21 protein-coding genes and 1 tRNA gene are annotated in these 21,201 nt (G+C 30.1%); 7 read left to right on the top strand and 15 right to left on the bottom strand.

The window, feature by feature from the left end; genetic code table 11:
• The 8 genes from DAD81_RS14330 to DAD81_RS14295 form a co-directional block, all read right to left on the bottom strand.
• Window positions 1-1,791: a methylmalonyl-CoA mutase family protein gene (locus DAD81_RS14330; RefSeq protein WP_111708966.1), complete on the bottom strand. Its 1,791-nt coding sequence runs from the start codon at window positions 1,789-1,791 to the stop codon at window positions 1-3.
• Window positions 1,792-1,868: 77 nt separating this feature from the next.
• Window positions 1,869-3,158: an acetyl-CoA hydrolase/transferase family protein gene (locus DAD81_RS14325; RefSeq protein WP_111708965.1), complete on the bottom strand. Its 1,290-nt coding sequence runs from the start codon at window positions 3,156-3,158 to the stop codon at window positions 1,869-1,871.
• A 55-nt stretch (window positions 3,159-3,213) separates the two neighbouring features.
• Entirely contained in the window at window positions 3,214-4,539 is a 1,326-nt protein-coding gene (locus tag DAD81_RS14320; protein ID WP_111708964.1) for a sodium ion-translocating decarboxylase subunit beta, read from the bottom strand.
• Between the two features lie 10 nt (window positions 4,540-4,549).
• On the bottom strand, window positions 4,550-4,969 hold the full coding sequence (locus DAD81_RS14315) for a biotin/lipoyl-containing protein (RefSeq protein WP_111708963.1): 420 nt from the start codon (window positions 4,967-4,969) through the stop codon (window positions 4,550-4,552).
• 3 nt (window positions 4,970-4,972) lie between these two features.
• Window positions 4,973-5,332 (bottom strand): OadG family protein, encoded by a 360-nt coding sequence (locus tag DAD81_RS14310; RefSeq protein ID WP_111708962.1) that lies wholly within the window; start codon window positions 5,330-5,332, stop codon window positions 4,973-4,975.
• Entirely contained in the window at window positions 5,332-6,891 is a 1,560-nt protein-coding gene (locus DAD81_RS14305; protein WP_111708961.1) for an acyl-CoA carboxylase subunit beta, read from the bottom strand. Before DAD81_RS14305 ends, DAD81_RS14310 begins: the two co-directional genes overlap by 1 nt.
• A gap of 26 nt (window positions 6,892-6,917) precedes the next feature.
• Window positions 6,918-7,322 (bottom strand): methylmalonyl-CoA epimerase, encoded by a 405-nt coding sequence (gene mce, locus DAD81_RS14300; RefSeq protein WP_111708960.1) that lies wholly within the window; start codon window positions 7,320-7,322, stop codon window positions 6,918-6,920.
• Window positions 7,323-7,576: 254 nt separating this feature from the next.
• The gene (locus DAD81_RS14295; RefSeq protein ID WP_111708959.1) at window positions 7,577-8,533 is read right to left on the bottom strand and encodes an NAD-dependent epimerase/dehydratase family protein; all 957 of its coding nucleotides are present in this window, start codon (window positions 8,531-8,533) and stop codon (window positions 7,577-7,579) included.
• Window positions 8,534-8,673: 140 nt separating this feature from the next.
• On the opposite strand from DAD81_RS14295, the gene DAD81_RS14290 reads away from it, so the two are divergent.
• Window positions 8,674-9,267 (top strand): hypothetical protein, encoded by a 594-nt coding sequence (locus DAD81_RS14290; RefSeq protein WP_111708958.1) that lies wholly within the window; start codon window positions 8,674-8,676, stop codon window positions 9,265-9,267.
• 45 nt (window positions 9,268-9,312) lie between these two features.
• Here the strand turns inward: DAD81_RS14290 and DAD81_RS14285 are convergent, their stop codons facing one another.
• From DAD81_RS14285 to DAD81_RS14260, 6 genes are all read right to left on the bottom strand, one after another.
• Complete coding sequence (locus DAD81_RS14285) at window positions 9,313-9,672, bottom strand: toxin-antitoxin system YwqK family antitoxin (RefSeq protein ID WP_111708957.1); 360 nt, start codon at window positions 9,670-9,672, stop codon at window positions 9,313-9,315.
• An 81-nt stretch (window positions 9,673-9,753) separates the two neighbouring features.
• Window positions 9,754-10,227 (bottom strand): regulatory protein RecX, encoded by a 474-nt coding sequence (locus tag DAD81_RS14280; protein WP_111708956.1) that lies wholly within the window; start codon window positions 10,225-10,227, stop codon window positions 9,754-9,756.
• A gap of 63 nt (window positions 10,228-10,290) precedes the next feature.
• Window positions 10,291-13,737 carry an efflux RND transporter permease subunit gene (locus tag DAD81_RS14275; RefSeq protein WP_111708955.1) on the bottom strand — a complete coding sequence of 1,149 codons (3,447 nt, stop codon included), beginning with the start codon at window positions 13,735-13,737 and terminating at the stop codon, window positions 10,291-10,293.
• Between the two features lie 3 nt (window positions 13,738-13,740).
• On the bottom strand, window positions 13,741-14,919 hold the full coding sequence (locus tag DAD81_RS14270) for an efflux RND transporter periplasmic adaptor subunit (RefSeq protein WP_111708954.1): 1,179 nt from the start codon (window positions 14,917-14,919) through the stop codon (window positions 13,741-13,743).
• Between the two features lie 17 nt (window positions 14,920-14,936).
• Window positions 14,937-16,280, bottom strand: a complete 1,344-nt coding sequence (locus DAD81_RS14265) for a TolC family protein (protein ID WP_111708953.1) — start codon at window positions 16,278-16,280, stop codon at window positions 14,937-14,939.
• Window positions 16,281-16,286: 6 nt separating this feature from the next.
• Window positions 16,287-16,892 (bottom strand): TetR/AcrR family transcriptional regulator, encoded by a 606-nt coding sequence (locus DAD81_RS14260; protein WP_111708952.1) that lies wholly within the window; start codon window positions 16,890-16,892, stop codon window positions 16,287-16,289.
• A 160-nt stretch (window positions 16,893-17,052) separates the two neighbouring features.
• Between DAD81_RS14260 and DAD81_RS14255 the strand changes: the two genes are divergently transcribed.
• Window positions 17,053-18,024, top strand: a complete 972-nt coding sequence (locus DAD81_RS14255; protein ID WP_111708951.1) for a polyprenyl synthetase family protein — start codon at window positions 17,053-17,055, stop codon at window positions 18,022-18,024.
• The gene (locus DAD81_RS14250; RefSeq protein WP_111708950.1) at window positions 18,024-18,371 is read left to right on the top strand and encodes a hypothetical protein; all 348 of its coding nucleotides are present in this window, start codon (window positions 18,024-18,026) and stop codon (window positions 18,369-18,371) included. The genes DAD81_RS14255 and DAD81_RS14250 overlap by 1 nt, the downstream gene beginning before the upstream one ends.
• Here the strand turns inward: DAD81_RS14250 and DAD81_RS14245 are convergent.
• A complete protein-coding gene (locus tag DAD81_RS14245; RefSeq protein ID WP_157961142.1) occupies window positions 18,355-18,873 on the bottom strand; it encodes an alpha-ketoglutarate decarboxylase in 519 nt (172 codons plus the stop codon). The genes DAD81_RS14250 and DAD81_RS14245 overlap by 17 nt on opposite strands.
• 100 nt (window positions 18,874-18,973) lie before the next feature.
• Here DAD81_RS14245 and DAD81_RS14240 point away from each other — a divergent pair.
• The 4 genes from DAD81_RS14240 to DAD81_RS14225 all read left to right on the top strand — a co-directional run bounded on the left by DAD81_RS14240 (window position 18,974) and on the right by DAD81_RS14225 (window position 21,009).
• Window positions 18,974-19,047: transfer RNA gene (locus DAD81_RS14240), tRNA-Ile, on the top strand.
• A 169-nt stretch (window positions 19,048-19,216) separates the two neighbouring features.
• Window positions 19,217-20,104: a hypothetical protein gene (locus tag DAD81_RS14235; RefSeq protein WP_111708948.1), complete on the top strand. Its 888-nt coding sequence runs from the start codon at window positions 19,217-19,219 to the stop codon at window positions 20,102-20,104.
• A gap of 25 nt (window positions 20,105-20,129) precedes the next feature.
• A complete protein-coding gene (locus DAD81_RS14230; protein ID WP_111708947.1) occupies window positions 20,130-20,480 on the top strand; it encodes an STAS-like domain-containing protein in 351 nt (116 codons plus the stop codon).
• Window positions 20,467-21,009 carry a PIN domain-containing protein gene (locus DAD81_RS14225; protein ID WP_111708946.1) on the top strand — a complete coding sequence of 181 codons (543 nt, stop codon included), beginning with the start codon at window positions 20,467-20,469 and terminating at the stop codon, window positions 21,007-21,009. The genes DAD81_RS14230 and DAD81_RS14225 overlap by 14 nt, the downstream gene beginning before the upstream one ends.
• The last annotated feature ends 192 nt before the right edge of the window (window positions 21,010-21,201 follow it).

Here is a 21,201-nt window from a genome sequence, read left to right as displayed (position 1 = left end):
TTAAGATTTTAATGTTTTTTGAACTTTATTCTGAATTTTAGAAAGTGTTACAAGAACATCTGATCTCATATTAACAACACCATCTAAACCAGCTTCAGTTAATTCATCCATATTTTTAGGAGCACCAGCTAATAATAATACTTTATCAGTTGCAATAGCTCTAAATGCTTTTATAAATGCAATAGCACTTTCATCGTAATCTTGATCTGAACTACAGATAACAACAACGTGAGAGTCTGATTTTGCACTTTTAGTAGCAGCTGCTTCAGCACTTTCAAAACTTTCTTCTTGGTGAACGTCAAAACCGCTTACACCAATAAAGTCATAAGCAAAAGCTGCTCTAGCTTTACGCATATTTAAGTTTCCAAAACTAGCTAATTGTACAATTGGACGTACGTTAGTATCAGCTACTAATTCTTCAGTTTTTCTTCTTAAAGCTTCAATTTCTAGAGATGCTCTTCTTGGAGTTAATACTTTAGAATTGTCAGCTCCTCCTTCTGAAAGAATATCAACAGCAACAGTTTCCATTAAGTTAGGGTATTTGTTAACACCTACTAATGGAGTTCTGCGTTGGCTAATTAATTTTAATTTTTGTAAACGAATGTCAGCAATTTGTTGTTGAATTGTTTCGTTTTCAAAAGCAGCATAAAAACCACCATCAGCTTCAATAGCTTGGAATAATACTAATGCTTTTTCAGCTATTTTTGAAGAAACTTCTTCTATATAGTAAGATCCATCAACTGGATTTGAAACTTTGCCAAAGTAAGATTCTTCTCTTAAAATTGTAGTAATATTACCAGCAATTCTACTTGAGAAATCTGAAGGGTTTTTAAATTCTTTATCGTAAGCATCAATTAAAATACCATCAACATTTCCTAAAATAGCTGACATTGCTTCAGTAGTACAACGTAATAAATTAGTTTCTGCATCTGTAACAGATTTACTCCAGATAGAAGTTTTTGCTGTAATAGTGTTTGATACTTCAGTAACTCCATATTTAGCCGCAATTTCAGCTAATAAACTGTTGAATGCTCTAAACTTCCCAATTTCAACAAAGTATTCTAAACCAATTGCTAGTTTAAAGTTTAAGTTGTTAAATATTGTTTGAGCTTCAACACCTTTTTCTGAAAGTTTTTCAATTAAGAAAACTAAAGAGTTTAAAGTGTAAGCAATTTCTTGAACTTGGTTTGCACCTGAATCTAAATATTCAGTTCCTGAAACTGTGATTGCTTTGAAATTTGGAAAATTAGCGGTTAGTTTAACTAATTCTGCAGCAACTTCAATTTGACTAGCGTCAAAAGAACCTGTAGTTACATAATTAGAAATAATTCCTGTATTAATGTAACCTTTTAAATTACTATCTTTTGCAAAAGCAACCAAATCTGTAGCAAAAGCGACAGCATTAGCTTTTATTTCAAAAGAAACAGTTGTAGTGTTTAAATCAATTCCATTTAAAAGAGTTGCAACAGATACATTTTCTTTTAGTTGAAAAATAACTCCGTTCATTCCTTCTTCAACAGCTTTAACAGCTAGTTTGTTACCGCTTTCAGCAGTTGTAACTGCAATACTACGGTAATTCACTAATGATTGAGAATTTTCTCCTGTGTTTTTAAGCTGTGTAATTTTATTTTCAATATTATAACAAGGTTGAATATTGATACCAGTTAGGTTTTTCCAAACAAGTTTTTTATCAAAATCAGCTCCTTTTAAATCTGCGGTCACTCTTTCCATCCACTGCTCTGTTGATACAGGAGGGAATTCAGAAAAAAGTGCTTTATTTTTATCGCTCATTATGTGTGAATTTATTTAATATTAGAAAGTTAAAGTTCTTAAAATTACAAATTTTAGGAACTTTAACTTCAATAAATTTATTTTGTCATTAAACTGCTACCAAATCTTTCGAAAATAGCTTTGTCTAATTCTTCTCTTGAATCTGGGTGTGCAATATCTCTTAAAGCAATTGCTCTTTGTTTTAAGTTTCTACCAAATAATTCGGCAACACCATATTCAGTTGCTACAAAACGAGCGTGAGCACGTGTAGTTACAACTCCAGCTCCAGGTTTTAAGGAAGAAACTATTTTAGAAACACCTTTAGCAGTTGTTGAAGTAATAGCACAAATTGGTTTTCCTCCTGTTGATAAAGCTGCACCACGCATAAAGTCCATTTGTCCACCAACACCAGAGAACATTCTTGTTCCTATAGAATCAGCACAAATTTGCCCAGTTAAATCAACTTCAATAGCTGAATTAATAGCAGTTACAGATGGGTTTTGACGAATTACAGACGTATCATTAACATAAGCAATATCTCTCATTTCAATTTCAGGATTGTCATCCATAAAATCGTATAAACGACGCGTACCCATAGCAAAACCAGAAACGATTTTGTAAGGATTTGTTTTTTTCTTTGAACCGTTAACAATTCCCTTTTCTACTAAATCAACAATTCCTTCAGCAAACATTTCTGTATGAACACCTAAGTTTTTGTGATTATGTAGGAAGGTAAGTACCGCATTTGGAATACCACCAATACCCATTTGAAGCGTTGCTCCATCATCAATAATTTCAGCAATATTTTTACCAATAGCACTTTCTGTTGCTGAAGGTTCTACAAATTTCATTTCGTAGATCTCTTCCTCTATTTCAACGCAAGCATCAAAGTTATTAATGTTAATTTGAGCATCTCCAAAAGTACGAGGCATTAATGGGTTAATTTGTGCAATTACCTTTTTACCTTGCTCAATACCTGCAAGAACGATATCTACAGAAACACCTAATGAACAAAACCCGTGCTTATCTGGAGGAGATACATTTACCAATACAACATCTAAGTCCATATATCCTTCGCGGAATAAACTTGGAATGTCACTTAAGAAAATTGGAATATAATCTGCAGTATCACCTATGTTTTTTCTAATGTTTCCTCCAATAAAAAATGCATTGGTATGAAAACTTTCTCTTAAAGCAGGATCTGTATAACCATGTTCACCTTCTGTGTGTAAGTGTACAATTTCTACAGCTTTTAATTCTGAAGCTCTTGCTACCATAGCTTTAATTAAAGCTTGTGGAGTTGCAGAACCACCTTGAATTAATACTCTATCTCCTGACTTTATTAACTTAACAGCATTTTCAGCTGTCATTGAATTTGGTATTTTCATTATGTTTATTATTTAATATGAGTTGTTTAAACAACTGTTTTAATAATATTTTTTACTAGCCTAAGAAACTTAATATAATACCCGCTGCAATTGCAGAACCGATAACTCCAGAAACATTAGGAGCCATTGCGTGCATTAATAAATAGTTACTTGGGTCTGATTTTAATCCTTCAGTATGAACAACTCTCGCACTATCAGGAACTGCAGATACACCTGCCGCACCAATAAGTGGATTAATTTTATTATCTCCTTTTAAGAATAGATTCATAAATTTAGCAAAAAGTAATCCTCCACAAGTTGCAATTACAAACGATATTGCTCCAAGTCCAAATATTAACATAGAATCTTTAGTTATAAAAATATCAGCTTGTGTAGAAGCTCCTACTGTTACACCTAATAAGATAGTTACAATGTCAATTAATTTAGTTCTTGCAGTATCTGCTAATCTTTCTGTTCTTCCAGATTCTTTTAATAAGTTTCCGAAGAATAACATACCTAATAATGGTAATGCACTAGGAGAGATAAACAATGTTAAAATTAAAGCTACAACTGGGAAAATCATTTTTTCCTTTTGAGAAACCGCTCTTGGTGGTTTCATTTTAATTTTTCTATCCTCTTTTGAAATTAATAATCTCATTAATGGAGGTTGAATTACAGGAACTAAAGCCATATAAGAATATGCCGCAATAGCAATTGGACCAATTAAGTTTTTAACAGTTGTTCCATCAGCTAATATATTAACACCATTGGCTAATTTAGATGAAAGGAAAATTGCAGTAGGACCATCGGCACCACCAATAATTCCAATTGCACCAGCTTCAGGTAAGTTAAACCCTAAATAAAGAGCTCCCATAAAAGTTGCAAAAACACCAATTTGTGCTGCAGCTCCTAATAGCATTAGTTTTGGATTTGCAATTAAAGATGAGAAATCTGTCATTGCGCCAATTCCTAAGAAAATTAGAGGAGGATATACCCCTTTTACTACTCCAAAATACAGATAATTTAATACCGATCCTGTTTCGTAAATTCCAGTTTGGTTTCCTGCTACAAAAGGTATATTTCCAAGGATTACACCTGTTCCAATTGGGATTAATAATAGAGGCTCATAATCATATTTTATACCTAAAAATATAAATATGATCCCTATAACAATCATAGTAGCATGACCAGATGTTACATTAGCAAAACCAGTATAATTATAAAATTGTTTAATTCCTTTAAAAGCTCCGTCATAAGAATGAGATTCAACTGTTTTTTCAACTTGTTCAGTTTTAACAGAATCGTCTAAATTATTTGAGCTTGTATTTGTGCCCAATCCAAGTGCTGGTCTAATAAAGATCAACAATGATAAAACACAAAATATTATTATTACTTTTTTCATGTTTAAAGTTTTATTCTAGTTCTATCATTAATTCGTCTTGTAACACTTGTTGTCCAACACTAATTTTCATATCAGTAATTGTACCCGCTTTTTCACAAACAATATTATTTTCCATTTTCATTGCTTCTAAAACTAACATTCTATCACCAACTTTAAGAGTGTCACCAACTTTTACATCAATAGATAATACAATTCCTGGAATAGGTGCAACAATTCTAGTTTTTTGAGACTTAGGATTAACTTTTAATGGTTCTGCAGGTCTTTGTGATGCAGCTCTAACTAGAGTAGGAGTCTTCGTTTTTTGAATCTCCTCTTTCATTTTTACAGCATAAGAAGTACCATTAACTTCTAAGTTAATAATATTGTCTTCGTGTGATTTTATATTAACGGTATACCCGTTTTCGTTTACTTTAAATTTGTAGCTTTTCATTTGTTATAATCTATTTTGAGTTCCATAAATTTTAGAACTCCAAGGTGAATATGGTTTTTTAACTTGTTTAATTGTTAAAATTGCGCTTTCGAAGTCATGTTGTTCATTCATATACATATGAATACCAGCACCAATGGCTGCAGCAATTTCTCCTGTAAAGTCGTGATCTGCTTCAACTTTAATTTCGCTAATCTTTTTGTCTTTTCTTTTAGTGATTATTTTATACACATAAAGTAAAACAGGTAATCCAAAATTAAAGAACAACGCCAAAATTACTAATGCGCCAAAAACAATTAATAATCCGGTGATCAAAATAACGTATCCTTCGCTAATTTGATCAGTAACTAGTGGTAGTATAGTCATTATAGTGGAATGTTTGAATGTTTTTTAGGTGGGTTTACTTCTTTTTTGTTTTGAAGTAATTCTAAAGATCTAATAATTCTGAAACGAGTGTTTCTTGGTTCAATTACATCATCAATGAAACCGTATTTTGCAGCTTCGTATGGATTTGCAAACTTTTTAGTGTACTCATCCTCTTTTTTCTGAATGTATTCTTGTTTTTCATCAGCATCTTCAATTTTTCTAATATTAGATCCTTCTAAAACTTCAACAGCCCCTTTAGCTCCCATTACAGCAATTTCTGCAGTTGGCCAAGCGTAGTTAACATCACCACGTAATTGTTTACAACTCATTACATCATGAGCTCCACCGTATGATTTACGTAAAGTAATAGTTACTTTAGGTACAGTAGCTTCACCGTAAGCAAATAATAATTTTGCTCCGTGTAAAATAATTCCTCCATATTCTTGACCTGTTCCAGGTAAGAATCCTGGTACATCAACTAAAGTTACAAGTGGAATGTTGAAACAATCACAAAAACGTACAAAACGTGCTGCTTTTCTTGAAGCTTCAATATCTAATACACCTGCGTAATATTTTGGTTGATTGGCAACAATACCTACTGGATGACCATTAAATCTAGCAAAACCTACACAAATATTACGAGCATAACTTCTATGTACTTCAGTAAATTCACCGTTATCAGCAAGAATTGATATTACATCAACAATATCATAAGGTTGATTTGGATTTTCAGGAATTATTTCATTTAATGCATCTTCTAATCTATCAATAGGGTCATTACAAGTAATTACTGGTGGTTCCTCTAAATTATTAGAAGGTAAGTAACTTAATATTTTACGAACTAACAATAAATTTTCTTCATCACTATCAGCTAAGAAGTGAGATACACCTGATCTTGTTGAGTGAATTTTTGCACCACCTAACTCTTCAGTTGTAACAACTTCACCAGTTACTGTTTGTACAACTTTTGGTCCTGTAACAAACATATAACTTGTTTTGTCTGTCATAATTGTAAAATCTGTAAGGGCAGGAGAATAAACTGCACCACCAGCACAAGGGCCTAAAATTGAAGAAATTTGAGGGATTACACCAGAAGCCATAATGTTTCTTTGAAAAATTTCAGCATAACCAGCTAAAGATCTTACACCTTCTTGAATACGTGCTCCACCTGAATCGTTTAATCCAATAACTGGAACTCCAATTTTCATTGCCATATCCATTACTTTACATATTTTTAATGCATAAGTTTCAGATAAAGAACCTCCAAAAACAGTGAAATCTTGTGCGAACACATAAACAATTCTTCCATCAATTGTACCGTGACCAGTAACAACACCATCTGAAAGATAAATTTGTTTATCTAAGCCAAAAGATTTAGTTCTATGTGTTACAAACATATCAAATTCTTCAAAACTATCTTCGTCTAAAAGAATGTCAATTCGTTCACGAGCTGTTAATTTTCCTTTAGCGTGCTGTGAATCGATGCGTTTCTCACCTCCACCTAATTTCGCTTTAGCTCTTTTTTCAATGAGCTCATTAATTTTTTCTTGGTTTGCCATTTTTATATATGTGTTTTTCTTGTCAATTATTCTTTTGAACAAAGTTCAGTAAGTACTCCTTGTGTTGATTTTGGGTGAAGGAAACCAATATTTAATCCTTCTGCACCTTTACGAGAAACTTTATCAACTAATTGTACTCCTCTTTCTTCAGCTTGTTTTAAAGCTTCTGAAGAATTAGGTACAGCAAAAGCTATATGATGTATTCCTTGTCCTTTTCTTTCAATATATTTTCCGATAGGTCCATCAGGAGAAGTGCTTTCTAATAATTCAATTTTAGTTTGACCCACCATAAAAAATGCGGTTTTAACTTTTTGATCAGCTACTTCTTCAATTGAATAACATTTTAAACCTAAAACACCTTCGTAGTATTTTATAGACTCATCTAAATTGTTAACTGCTATCCCAATATGTTCAATATGTGAAATATTCATAATTATATATTTTGTTTGTTATTTTTGTTTAATGATTAATTTTCCCCTACAAAATTAGAGGAACTCTTAATTTTAAGATATGATGGATGTCATAAAACCTCGAAATCTACTAAAACGTTTTAGTAGATTTCGAGGTTTGAAAATCAATTACCTATAATTGTTATTATTGCTATTTATTTAGTTTGAATAAATATTTTAAGAGAATTAACTACACCCTGTTTTAGTTGATGAAGTTTAAAAGAAAGTATTAATATTTAAACAATTTCGTATTTTAAATATAAATTGTTTAACATTTCTTCAGACATTTTTTTGATGTCAAATTTGTAATTCCAGCCCCAATCACCTCTAGATCTAGAATCATCGATGCTTTTAGGCCAGCTGTCAGCTATTTTTTGTCTAAAATCTGGGTTGTACAAAATTTCAAATTCAGGAACAATTTTCTTTATTTCCTCAGATAAATCTTTTGGTGTAAAGCTAAATGCAGCTAAGTTATATGATGAACGGATTTTAATTTGTGAACTAGGAGCCTGCATTATTTTTAATGTAGCGTCTATTGCATCGTTCATATACATCATTGGTAATTTTGTGTCTTCTTTTAAAAAACACGTGTATTTTCCTGAAATTAATGCCTTATGGAAAATTTCAACAGCATAATCAGTAGTTCCTCCTCCGGGTTTTGTTTTCCAACTAATTATACCAGGATAACGAACACTTCTAACATCTACACCAAATTTATTATGATAGTATTCACACCAACGTTCACCAGCTAATTTGCTTATTCCATAAACTGTAGATGGCTCCATAACGGTTTCTTGTGGAGTGTTTTCTTTTGGTGTTGTTGAGCCAAAAACGGCTATAGAACTTGGCCAAAATAGTTTTTTAATTTTTCCTTCTTTAGCTAAATTTAAAACGTTAAACAAAGAATTCATATTCAATTGCCAAGCTTTATCTGGGAATTTTTCTCCGGTTGCTGAAAGCATAGCAGCCATTAAATAAACATCGGTAATATTATAATTTTCAACTATGTTAGCAATGGAATCATAGTCCATTGCATTTACAATTTCAAAAGGGCCCGATTTCATAAGTTCCTTATTACCAGTTCTTATATCTGAGGCAATTACATTTTTATTGCCGTAAATATCTCGTAGTTTTAAGGTTAGTTCAGATCCAATTTGCCCACAAGCTCCAATTATTAAAACGCGTTTATTCATTTAATTTAAAATCATATTTGACATATTCAAATATACAGAATTAAAATACTCAATCTATTGTGGGATGTTTTTTATGAAAATAATAATTTTTATTTAAAACAGTTATTTTATTAGTATTTTTGGGCTCAATAACATTTACAATGAAGCATTTATATTCTATTTTATTATTAATTATATTTCTTACAATTTCTTGTGGAGAACATAGAAATGTTGAAAAAGTTGCAGATAATGTTGATACTTTAAAAGTTGATACTGATAGGATTATAAATAATGTTAGTGAAACATTAATTCCTAATGCAAAAAAAACTTTATTTAGTTGGAAGGAGTATAAAGATGTGGACGAATTTATGTTGAAATATTACAATGTATCTAATCTTGAAGCGCTTAATAATGCAAAGGAACTTTCTGAATTAGTGAAATTAATGAAAGATTCTATAAGAATTGAAAAGTTAGAACAAAAGAATGTTGTTGCAAGGTTTAATGTTTTGCATAATGAAACATTAAGATTGGCTGATATGGCAAATATCCCTTCAATTTCTAAGGAAGAAGTTAAAGAAGAAGTAAAAAAAATTATTGATTTATTTTCAGCTGTAAATTCTAAAATAAACACAATTTATAAGGCGGAAGATATTCAAAACGCGTTGGAAGTAGATACAGAAATTCCTCTTGAGCTTGAAAAATTAGATCGTGAGAGATTTAAGAAAAGACCTAAAAAGTATAAACCAATAAAATAACTGATTAAAAAATAAGATTCAGTTTTTGTATTGAAAATGGAAAAATTATTCATTAATTTTTGGCTTTTCAAGGTCAGTTATTTCTTCAATATTTATAACTTTATTATTTTTATACGTGATTTTTATTGTTTTATTTTTACTCCAATAAGTCCAAATTCCTTCTTTAACTCCATAATTATAAGTAGCATTACATTTTTTTGTACCATCCATATTGTAACTTTTCCAGGAGGCATGTAATTTCCCGTCTTTTGTATAAAATCCATGTTGCATTACATTGCCATTATCATAGTAAAGTATAATTTCTTGCAAATCACCTTTTTTTGTTTTTTTTGGAAGTTTTGTGTTTTGTGAATACGAAAATGAACTAAAAATTAAAAATACAAAACAGAGTAGCAATTTTTTCATTAGAAAATATATTTAATGTTGTTTAAAAATTAAATATATAATTTTTCTGAATGAAAATTTATGACTGAAATCAGTTAATTTTTATAACGTCATTTTTTTTACTAGGTCAAAAACAAGATAGGATTCATATCCTTTTGAAATTAAAAAAGAAGCAAGTTTTGAGTTTTTTTTAAATTTATTTGGCTCTTTTATCAGTTTTATTTTTTTTTCAGCTATTGATTCTAAAGCGGCTAAATAATCTTCTTCATTTATTTCTGATATACCAGATTTAATATTGTAAGATGAAATTTCTTTAAATTTTAATTGATTGATTATCTTAATTTTACCCCATTTTTTTATATTGAACTTTCCTCTTACAAAGGATTTTGCGTAACGTTCTTCATTTAAAAAATTGTGTTGAAGTAGGTGTAAAACAATGTGATCCCTAGCTTCAGGAATCATATTTATATCACGTAGTTTTTGTTCAACTTCTTTATGACAGCGTTCTTGGTAAGCGCAAAAATATTCTAATGCTTTTGTTGCTTCGCTAACAGTATATGTTTTTTGCTGTTTCATTAGTGTAAAAATAAAAAAAAGCCTCTGTAAAAGAGACTTTTTTTTATCAAACATTTTTAATGACTATTGTCTGTTTCGTTTAATTCTATATTTTAATTTATTTACAAGGTAAAATGATACAGGTACAATTACCAATGTTAAGAAAGTTGCAAATGTTAATCCAAATATTACTGTCCAAGCTAATGGCCCCCAGAATATTACGTTATCACCACCAACATATATTTTTGGGTCAAATTCACTAAATAGCGAAAAGAAATCAATATTTAAACCAATTGCTAAAGGAACAAGTCCTAAAACTGTTGTAATTGCGGTTAATAATACCGGCCGTAAACGAGATTTACCACCTTCAACAATTAAATTAAAAATTATTTCATTACGCAATTGATAGCTTGCAGGTAATCCCATTGAATCTTTCTTTCTAGTCATCAATAGCTCTGTATAATCAAGTAATACCACACCGTTGTTTACAACAATTCCGGCAAGAGAAATAATACCTACCATTGTCATCATAATAACAAAATTCATACTAAAAATTACCAATCCAAACAATACTCCAATAAAACTTAAGAAAATTGCCATCATAATAATTAATGGTTTAGAGATAGAGTTAAATTGAAAAATTAATAACAGTAAAATTAAACCAAGTCCAGTCATTAAGGCTCCCATTAAGAAGGTCATATTGTCTTCTTGTTCTTCCATTTGACCCGTAAATTTGTATTTCACATTATTAGGCATATCATAACCTTTTAATTCTGCTTTTACGTGACCTACAACTTCATTAGCATTGTAACCCGCTAATACTCCTGAATACAATAAAACAACACGTTCTAAATCTCGGTGTTTAATAGCACTAAATGAGTTGCTGTTTTTTTCTGAAACTAAAGCAGCTACAGGAATTTCTTTTATTTGACCATTTGCAGGATCTCTAAAAGTTATTTTTTGGTTGAATAAAGAACTTTTATTATACCTATTTTCATCATTAAAACGAACATTAATGTCGTAATCTTCACCACCTTCTTTATAAACACTTGCTTTTTCACCAAATAAAGCTCTACGCATTTGCATACCAACTTGACTTGCAGAAATGCCAAGTTCACCTGCTTTTTTTCTATCTACATTAACTTGTATGCCTGGCTTGTCTTTATTAACGTCAATTTTTAATTCTTCAACACCCGAAATTCCTTTTTGGTTTAAAAACGTTCTCATTTGATCTGCTGTAGCAATCAAATCTTTGTAATTTTCACCTAAAATTTCAATATTTACAGGATATCCTACTGGAGGTCCATTTGCATCTTTTTCAACAGAAACTAATACTCCAGGATAACCTTTTACGGCCGCTTGTACTTCTTTACGTAATTCTTCACTATCTTTTCCTCTTCTGTATTTAAACTCACGTAGAGCGACTGTAATTTTACCTTTATGCGGCATTTCAGCACTAGAACCACCATCAGTTTGAGGATTACCAGCTCCTTCACCTACTTGTGAAACCGTAGAATCTACCATATAATTGTAACCGTCAGTATCTACATAGTTTTCTATAACTTTATATACGTCTTGTTCAATTTTTCTAGTTATTTCATTGGTTTTAGCAATGTCTGTTCCTTCTGGATATTCAATATAAACTATAATTTGATTAGGTTTATTATCCGGAAAAAATTCAACTTTTGGTTGTGCAATTCCAACTACTACAAATGAGATAAGTAATAATGCGATAGTACCAAATAAAAATATATATGGCATAAATCCTGTTAAGGCAAATTTTAAAAACTTTCTATAAAAAATCTCTAATTTTCTTAAAACTACATTTTGAAAATAATCTGCCACTTTACTCAAGGCATATTTGTATACCCAAAGCATTATGCTCATAAATATCATTAATGTACCCAAGGCTTTTATAGCTCCTCCTGCAATAAATATTATTAAACCTACAACAAATAAAATTCCACTGTATAATATTAATTGTTTTACATTTATTTCATCTTTTTCACCTTGATCAACCTTCATAAAGTTAGAGGTTAACGTTGAATTGAAGAATACAGCAACAAATAATGAAGAACCTAAAACTATAGAAAGTGTAATTGGTAAAATCATCATAAATTGACCCATTACTCCAGGCCAAAAACCTAATGGTAAGAAAGCTGCAACCGTGGTTGCTGTAGAAATAATAATTGGGAAAGCAATTTCTCCAATACCTTTTTTAGCGGCTTCAGTTCGGCTCATGCCTTCTTCATCCATTAAACGGTAAACGTTTTCTACAACTACAATACCATTATCTACTAACATCCCCAGCCCCATAACTAAACCAAAAAGTACCATTGTATTTAGGGTATAACCTAATAGGTTTAAGATCATAAATGACATAAACATGGACATTGGTATTGCAAAACCAACAAATAATGCGTTTCTAAAACCTAAAAAGAAAGTTAATACACCAACTACAAGTAGAATACCAAAAATAATGTTATTCACTAGGTCATTAACTTGGTTTATAGTCATGTCAGATTGGTCATTGGCAACTTCAATTTTAACATCTGGTGGAAAAATATTGTCTTTTTTAACGCTGGTAATTAACTCGTCAATTTGCTCCGCAGCACGAATCATATTTTTTCCAGAACGTTTCTTTACTTCTAACATTACTACATTATCACCATATGAACGTGCATAGGTGGTTTTTTCTTCTTCTTTAAAAGAAACTTTAGCGATGTCTTTTAAATAGGTAGCTCCATTTTCTGATTTTACTACAAAATTTTCAAGCTCTATTGGCTTTTCAATTTCTCCAATAACTCTTATGTTTCTTCTTTGTCCACTTGAAATTAGATTACCTGCTGAAATGGTTACATTTCCGCCGGCAATTGCGTTTATAACATCGTCAAAACTAATTTTTGCAGCAGTCATTTTATAAATGTCTACAGCAATTTCCACTTCTTTTTCTTGTGCACCTCTAATATCAACTTGTTTAATTTGAGGAAATGCTTCAATCTCTTTTTCTAAATACTCTCCATATTCTTTTAATTTTTGAACTGGATAATCACCAGAAATATTAATGTTAGAAATTGGAGTTTCTTCAGCAATGTTTAAGTCAAAAACATTCGGTTCAATTTTAGCATTGTTATAGGTAGGCCAATCTTCACCAGCTTTTACACCATCTACTTCATCTTTTATTTTTTGTAAAGCTTGTTCAACGGTAATACTCTCATCAAATTCAACAGTAATAATTGAATAATCCTCTTGTGACGTAGAAGTTACTTCAACTACATTAGAAACATTTTTTACTTCTTCTTCTAGAGGGTCGGTTATTAAACGTTCAATATCTTCAGCGGTATTCCCTGGGTATACGGAACTTATGTATACTTTGGTTTCTTTAATTTCAGGAAAACTCTCACGAGGCATACTATAGTAGGCCGACAGACCAACAAATAAAAATATAGCTACAATTACGTAGATAGTTGTTTTATTGTCTATAGCCCACGAGGATAAACCAAATTCCTTCTCAGTTTTATTCTTAGCCATTTGTTATTTTATATTAATTATTTGTCCGTCTTTAACTGATCTTGCTCCTTCAATAATTAAATTATCGTTAGTTGTAAGTCCGTTTGTAATTTCAATAAAACCATCTTGTGATTTTGCTGTTTTAACAATAACTCTTCTCGCTTTTGTTTTTCCATCTTCTTTTGTAGCTACATATACGTAATGATCGCCGGAAGCATTTTCAGAAATTACACTTTGTGGAACCAAAATTGCTTTTTCATTATTGTAATCGTTAATACTTACTTTAGAAGTTAAATTTGGCTTTATCATTCCGTTTTTGTTTGGAACAGCTATTTCAATTGTAAAAGATCGGTTGTTAGGATTTATAAAGTTGCTTACTTGGCGAATTTTACTTTCAAAAGTTTCTCCTAACATTGGTAAATAAACTTGTGAAAAAGTTCCTTTTTTAACTGAAGTAATATATTTTTCTGGAACTTCAGCTTCAACATACATACTATTTAAGTTTACAATTCTAAATAAAGGAGTTCCTCCAGCTACAACAGAACCTTGGTCTGTAATAACAGCATCAATAGTTCCTGAAAAAGGTGCGCGAACGGTTGTTTTTGCTAATTGTGATTTTAGTTGATCTACCGAGTTTTGAGTTGATTTAGCGCTAGTTTCTGCTTGTAAGTATTGAATTTCGGAACCGATTTTTTGTTCCCATAATTTCTTTTGACGTTCAAAAGTAGTTTTTGCTAAATCTGCTTGTGCTTGCAATTGTGCAACTTGTTGGCTTAATCCTCCATCATCTACTTTTGCCAAAATCTGTCCTTTAGAAACTTGTTGTCCTTCTTTAACAAAAATTTTACTTAGTGTCCCGCCATATTCTGAAAGAATTACTACATTTTGTTTTGTTTTTACATTACCTTGAAATTCTACAAAATGTTTAAAATAAGATTCTTTTATTTTTACAGCTGTAACATCGTAAGCCTTAGTAATTGTATCTAATTTAGATAATGCAGCGTTAATTCTGTCTAATTGATTTCTTAAGTCTGAATAATTTGCAGTTACTTTTTCTTTAGCAGATTTTAAGGCTCCTAAATCTTTTTTCTCAATTAATTTTTCAATTTTATTGGCGTTAATTGCTTGTGAATTTTCACCTCCTCCACAACTGCTAATAAGTGCAGCGATAGTTATAAGTAATATGTTTAATTTAGTGTTCATTTTTTAGCTATTGGATGTTAGTTTATTGGCTTGTTTAATGCGTTATCTAAGGTTGCTTTACTTGTTATTACATTTAGCATAACTTGTAAATAATTTTGTTGCATACTGTATAGTTGTCGTTGAGCTTCAGCAAGTTGAAAACTACTAGATATACCTTCAAAAAATTTTATTTGTTGTTTGTTTTCAATACGCTCAGCCAATGCCAAGTTTTGTTTTGATGTATTTAACTCCTCTATATTAAAGTTGTATTCTGTTTTTGCAGAAGCAATTTTTAATAATAAATTTTGTTCAGTTTGAATTAAATCTGTTTTAGATTTATCTAGTTCAATTTTTGCTTGTTGAGTTACAGCACTTCTGCTTAAACTACTAAAAATAGGAACATTTAAACTAACACCTAATAATGAAGAATTGAACCATTTTTGTTCTTTTTTTAGAAATTCAAAACCTGTATTTCCAAAACCAGAGTAACCAAAATTAATATATGAGCTTAATGTTGGTAGGGCTTTGCTTTGTTCTAGTTTAACTAAAAGTTCATTTGAATGTTTAGTGTTTTTTGCAATTTTATAATCTATATGGTCTTCAATATTAAAAGGTTGAGGTTCAAAATTAAGTTCGGTAGATTTTAGAGCTAAATCATTTAGTTTTTCTGATAAAATAACAGTCGTTTTAATATCAATACCTAAAGTTATATTTAGCATTTGATAAGCAATTTTAGTTAATTTTTTAGTTTTAGATAAATTACTTTTTACAGAAGCTAAGGTAATTTGAAGCTGTTCAACATCCTCTTCTTCATTAAAACCATTTTTATACATTTCAGTGGTTTCATTTAATGTTTTTTGAAGCGAGGCCAGATTTTGTTCTAAAATTTGAACACTTTCTTCACTTATTAAAACATTTCCGTAAGCGTTAATTACTGATTCTCTTATACTTAATTCAGTTTTTTCTTTAGCGTTTTCTGATATTTGTAAATATACTTTAGCAGCTTGAAGTCCAACAATATAGGAACCGTCAAAAATTAATTGGTTTAAAGTTGCTGTGGCTGTCATACTTTGTTTAGTGTTAAAACTTACTTCAGCAAATTTGCCCGCTTCTCCTCCAAAAAGTTCAGCAGGGATTAATGAAACCTGTTGTTTAATCCAGTTTTGATAATCCACTTTAGCGCTAATTTGGGGCAAACCGATTGTTGTGGTTTCCCATTTTTTCTTTTTTGCAATATCTATATCTCTGCTTGAATTAATAGCTGAATAGCTATTTTTTAAAGCATAATCTATTGCTTGTTCAAGTGATAAAGAAATGCTTTCTTGTGCATTTATCACCATACTTAAAAGTAGAGCAAAGGTTAGTATTAGTTTTCTTTTCATTTTGTGTTATTGATTTAGTTTAGCTAATTGTTTATCTAATTCTTTAATTCCTTTTGGAGTTGCAATGGCTCTTGTATGGTATTCTAGAGCATTTATTTCTAGTTTACTAAGTGAATTGTTTTTATATGTAAATAATTCATCATCATGGACACTAAATATGAGTGCAAAATAAAACCTTGATAAAACAGATTTATTAATATTTGTGCGATACAGTCCTTCTTTAATTCCATTATTAAGGTTTTCAATTAAACAATTTTGGAATTCTTTAAATTCTTTGCCAATTACCTTATTATATGTTTTTGGATAGTACCTTTTTAGTTGATACATTGGAGATTCATCAGATGTTTGTAATAAATCTTTAAATATTTTTTTTACTTCAAAGTTTTCTTCTATTGCATTATAACCAGAAGAGCAGATACCATTAATTTTGTTTAGGCATCTTTCATGAAAGCATAAAGTTGCTTGATCCACTAAATCTTCTTTGTTTTTAAAATACTTGTAAAGTGTTTTTTTAGACATTCCCAAATCATTGGCAATATCATCCATAGTTACACTTTTATAGCCAAATTTTAAAAAAATGTCAGCTGTTTTATCTAATATTGATTGCTTCATATAAATTGATTTTAAATAAAATCGAGCGCAAATATATAAAAGGAAACTTTAGAAACAAAAAAAGTTTCCACAGTTTTGATAATAAAATAATATTCAAAAATTTATTTGAAATGAGTTCTATAATTTCTAATCATGTATTTTTACAGAAATTATTATTAGAATGAATATAGTTGATGCCTACAAAAAAGATTTTCTTGAATATTTAAATGATAAAATTTTCATTTCAGACCCTGTAAATCTATACGAGCCAATACATTATATTTTGCAAATAGGAGGTAAGCGCTTAAGACCAATATTAACATTAATGACCTGCGAAATTAGTGGAGGTAAGGTAAAAGAAGCATATGATGCTGCTTTGGCAATTGAACTATTTCATAACTTCACATTAATACATGACGATATTATGGATAGTGCACCAATTAGACGTGGGGCAGAAACTGTACATAAAAAATGGGATATTAATACCGGAATTTTATCTGGTGATGCAATGATGATTTTGGCTTCACAGTGTTTTGAAACTTATGAACCAAATAAATTTAAACAATTGATTACATTGTTTAATAAAACGGCATTAGAAGTTTGTGAAGGACAGCAATTAGATGTTGATTTTGAAATTAGAAATGATGTGTCCATTAATGAATATATTAAGATGATAACCTATAAAACATCTGTTTTAGTAGCTGCAGCTATGAAAATGGGTGCAATAATAGCCAACGCGGATGATAATTTTACTAAAAAAATATATCAGTTTGGTTTAAATTTAGGGGTAGCATTTCAATTACAAGATGATTATTTAGATACTTACGGTGATGAAAGTACTTTTGGAAAACAAATAGGAGGTGATATTTTAGAGAATAAAAAAACATTTTTATACTTAAAAGCTATTGAAGTTTGCGATAAAGCAGACAAGGATAAATTGTTAAATTTGTATAGTTTTAAAAGTTCATCTGAAGAAAAAATTAAAGAAGTGGTGAAGCTTTTTAATAAAAATAATATTTCTGAAATCACAAAAAAGGAAATTAAAACTTATACCAATAAAGCATTTGAGATACTTGCAGACTTATCTATTTCTGAAGATAAAAAGGAATTACTTAAAGACTTTGGAATTAATTTAATGAACCGCACTATTTAATGGTACTTCCAAATAATATGTTTGAATTGTTTAATCAAATAAATAGTGACAATTTATTTGAAAAATTAATAGCACAATTAAATAAAGACTTTTATTTGGCAAATATTGATGAGAAGTTTGATGAATTTATAGAATTAAATGATTTAAAAAGTGAGCTGAATATTATTGTTTCAACTCTTTTTAATACTAGTTATGATGATTATTTAAACCTTTTATATAGGGTTGATGTTTCAGAGAAAGATCTGTTAAAAATAAAAGAGAATGATGTTGCAACTCAAATTGAGCAGGTTACTTTTTTAATTTTAAAACGTGAATATCAAAAAGTATGGTTTAAAAGTAATACCTAAATACGGGATTTAAAGCCGATGAGTAAATAAGGTTTTCCTCTTCATTAAACAATACATCATAACGTAAGCCCATTGCAAAATTACCGGTTACATATTCAGCTCCAAAATAAAGAGCGGGTTGCCATCTATTAGTTTTATTTTTAAAAGCGTATTTAGAATTGATATTTAAATTCTCATATTCACTAGAAAACTGTAAATTATAAAATGGTTTGTAAAATGCGAGTAAACTTCCACCTAACATATTAGTTGTTGATTGCTCGTTAGATTTGTTTTTAACATAAACATATGTAAAACTTAAACCAGCACTAAACTCATTAGAAAAATCATATAAAGCAGTTGGAGAAATAGAAAATGTAGAGTAGGAATTGCCAAAGCCAACGTTAAAACCGCCTCCAAATCTAACATTATCTAACAAACTTGGCGTATTTAAACCTGTAATCTGACTAGATAAGTTAAAATTTATAAAAATTAATAAACCAAGTAATAGTAAGGTTTTGTGCATGTTATCTGTTTTTAACAAAGTTAATTTATTTTTTAGAATTATTTTTCTAAATAAATATTGTGCAGAATAGAAATAAGTATTATTTTCGCACCCAGTTTCAGGTCCCATAGCTCAGCTGGTTAGAGCATCTGACTCATAATCAGAGGGTCCTTGGTTCGAGCCCAAGTGGGACCACTTTTAAAACTCATGAAGTCTTGTAATCTACTGATTACAAGACTTTTATTTTTTAGACTATTTTATTTGTGACGATATTTGTGACTGTATTGATTTGTTTTTTTAAAAAAATGGATAAAAAAATGTTGGAATTATAAAAAATAAATAAATTTACACTTTAAAATTACTAATGAAAAAGGTATATATTCCCTCAAAGATAACATCTGGAATGCAGGGGTATGAGTTGTTATTGAGGTTTCAAGATGATTTAAAAGGTTTTTCCGACGCAGAAATTCAAATTAGTTTTTTATATGTAATTTGGTTTGAAGCTAATTTAGTAGCTGTGTTGGGTGCTATTATTGAGGATTTGGAATGGAAGAGAAATGATGTAAGTATAGTGGAGGTTGACAATTACTCCGTAATTAATAATGTTTTATATCGAAATGGATTTTTCCCACGTCATGGTCTTAATATTCATGGTATTAGTGGGGGTAATACTCAAATATCATATAAAATGTTTAGGAAAAGTGAACCTCACTTGTATAATGATTATATACAAGCGGAGTTGTTAGATAACTCTGCTTTTCCAATGCATAGTAGACGGTTGGGAGGTGAAATTAAACGAAATATTTTTGAGCTGTTCGAGAATGCAAGAACTCATGGAGAATGTAGTTATATACATACTTGTGGGCAGTTTTATCCAATTAAGAAGAAGTTAAATATTACGATTGTGGATACAGGAACAACAATTATTAAGAATGTTAGAAAGCATTTAAAAATTGATTTAGAAGCCTGTGAGTGTATAGATTGGGCTATGGAGATGAATAATACAACAAAGGAAGGTAATACACCAGGGGGCTTAGGTCTAGGTTTGTTGTTTCAATTTATACGTTTAAATCAAGGTAAAATTCAGGTCGTGTCGTCAAATGGATATTGGGAATTGATTGGGGGAAAGAAAAGAAAAATGAATTTAGATTTTTATTTCTCAGGTACAATCGCTAATTTAGAGTTTAATTTAAGTCAGGATGAATTGTATCAATTCGCCGATGAAGTAGTAGATCTAGATAATATTTTTTAATTTTGCATATTATAAATTTAAGTTCATGATGATAGATATTAAGGATTTTATAAATTCTGGGTTCGCAGTTAGTACTGATGACGGGGATAAAATTTTTCATATGTTAAATGAATCCTTTTCTAAAGAAGAAGAAGTTACGTTGAATTTTCAAGGGGTAACTTTAATGACTACGGCATTTTTGAATGCTGCAATTGGTCAACTTTATGGTAATAATGAGTATTCTAGTGATTTTTTGAATAAGAATATTACTCTAAAAAATGTGCAGGATCAAGATGTACATTTATTCTCATTAGTTGTAAAGAGAGCGAAAGAATATTTTGCTGATAAAGAAGGATTCGAAAAAAACTCAAACGACTCGATATATGGCAGTAATTGATGTCGATGGATTTCCAATAAAATTTAGAGATGAGTTTTTCTTTGATACAAATATTTGGTTACTAATTTTTGGAACGGTTGCAGGCTATCAAAAAAAGGATCAAAGATTGTATTCTAACTTGTTAGCGGATATTATATCTAGAGATAATGCAATTTATATAACATCTATGGTTATTTCTGAATTTGCAAATGTTCTTTTAAGGATCGATTTTAATCAATGGATTGATGCTACAGGGAACTATGGTAAAGATTTTAAAAGGGATTATGTTGGAAGTGAAAGTTATATTAGTATGGTTACCTCTATTAAAGATTCTATTAATAAAATATTATCACTTTCTGTTTTAATTAGAAAGCCAGATGATTTCAATTCGATTGATATTAATAATGTGTTTGTTTATTTCGATTTAGTGGATTTTAACGATGCTTATATAGCTGAAGTGTCAAAAACGAATGGATATAAGGTGGTGACAAACGATACTGATTTTAAATCATTAAAAGGGGAGATAGATGTTGTTACTTCAAGGGTTTAATGAAAGATTTATCGTTGCCGATTAAATGTTCAATATTAATAATTTATTATTATAACTACGAGTGCTTTTGTTTTCTTTAATTTTTGTTTCAGTCCCATTATCAAATTAATCAACAACAAACGAAGTTAAACTTCAAACATAAAGTATTCTAATAAGTTATTGTGTTAACCTTTTTTGGCTAGAGCTTTACCA

The organism is Lutibacter citreus, assembly GCF_003260195.1.
Classification (GTDB): Bacteria; Bacteroidota; Bacteroidia; order Flavobacteriales; family Flavobacteriaceae; genus Lutibacter; species Lutibacter citreus.
Note: the sequence above shows the minus strand (reverse complement) of the source record. Positions and strands in the feature narration are given on the sequence as shown.

Bases quoted from the DNA above. Each gene is read 5' to 3' on its own strand.
- DAD81_RS14330 (WP_111708966.1), bottom strand. From the start codon at position 1,791: ATGAGCGATAAAAATAAAGCACTTTTTTCTGAATTCCCTCCTGTATCA.
- DAD81_RS14325 (WP_111708965.1), bottom strand. From the start codon at position 3,158: ATGAAAATACCAAATTCAATGACAGCTGAAAATGCTGTTAAGTTAATA.
- DAD81_RS14320 (WP_111708964.1), bottom strand. From the start codon at position 4,539: ATGAAAAAAGTAATAATAATATTTTGTGTTTTATCATTGTTGATCTTT.
- DAD81_RS14315 (WP_111708963.1), bottom strand. From the start codon at position 4,969: ATGAAAAGCTACAAATTTAAAGTAAACGAAAACGGGTATACCGTTAAT.
- DAD81_RS14310 (WP_111708962.1), bottom strand. From the start codon at position 5,332: ATGACTATACTACCACTAGTTACTGATCAAATTAGCGAAGGATACGTT.
- DAD81_RS14305 (WP_111708961.1), bottom strand. From the start codon at position 6,891: ATGGCAAACCAAGAAAAAATTAATGAGCTCATTGAAAAAAGAGCTAAA.
- mce (WP_111708960.1), bottom strand. From the start codon at position 7,322: ATGAATATTTCACATATTGAACATATTGGGATAGCAGTTAACAATTTA.
- DAD81_RS14295 (WP_111708959.1), bottom strand. From the start codon at position 8,533: ATGAATAAACGCGTTTTAATAATTGGAGCTTGTGGGCAAATTGGATCT.
- DAD81_RS14290 (WP_111708958.1), top strand. From the start codon at position 8,674: ATGAAGCATTTATATTCTATTTTATTATTAATTATATTTCTTACAATT.
- DAD81_RS14285 (WP_111708957.1), bottom strand. From the start codon at position 9,672: ATGAAAAAATTGCTACTCTGTTTTGTATTTTTAATTTTTAGTTCATTT.
- DAD81_RS14280 (WP_111708956.1), bottom strand. From the start codon at position 10,227: ATGAAACAGCAAAAAACATATACTGTTAGCGAAGCAACAAAAGCATTA.
- DAD81_RS14275 (WP_111708955.1), bottom strand. From the start codon at position 13,737: ATGGCTAAGAATAAAACTGAGAAGGAATTTGGTTTATCCTCGTGGGCT.
- DAD81_RS14270 (WP_111708954.1), bottom strand. From the start codon at position 14,919: ATGAACACTAAATTAAACATATTACTTATAACTATCGCTGCACTTATT.
- DAD81_RS14265 (WP_111708953.1), bottom strand. From the start codon at position 16,280: ATGAAAAGAAAACTAATACTAACCTTTGCTCTACTTTTAAGTATGGTG.
- DAD81_RS14260 (WP_111708952.1), bottom strand. From the start codon at position 16,892: ATGAAGCAATCAATATTAGATAAAACAGCTGACATTTTTTTAAAATTT.
- DAD81_RS14255 (WP_111708951.1), top strand. From the start codon at position 17,053: ATGAATATAGTTGATGCCTACAAAAAAGATTTTCTTGAATATTTAAAT.
- DAD81_RS14250 (WP_111708950.1), top strand. From the start codon at position 18,024: ATGGTACTTCCAAATAATATGTTTGAATTGTTTAATCAAATAAATAGT.
- DAD81_RS14245 (WP_157961142.1), bottom strand. From the start codon at position 18,873: ATGCACAAAACCTTACTATTACTTGGTTTATTAATTTTTATAAATTTT.
- DAD81_RS14235 (WP_111708948.1), top strand. From the start codon at position 19,217: ATGAAAAAGGTATATATTCCCTCAAAGATAACATCTGGAATGCAGGGG.
- DAD81_RS14230 (WP_111708947.1), top strand. From the start codon at position 20,130: ATGATGATAGATATTAAGGATTTTATAAATTCTGGGTTCGCAGTTAGT.
- DAD81_RS14225 (WP_111708946.1), top strand. From the start codon at position 20,467: ATGGCAGTAATTGATGTCGATGGATTTCCAATAAAATTTAGAGATGAG.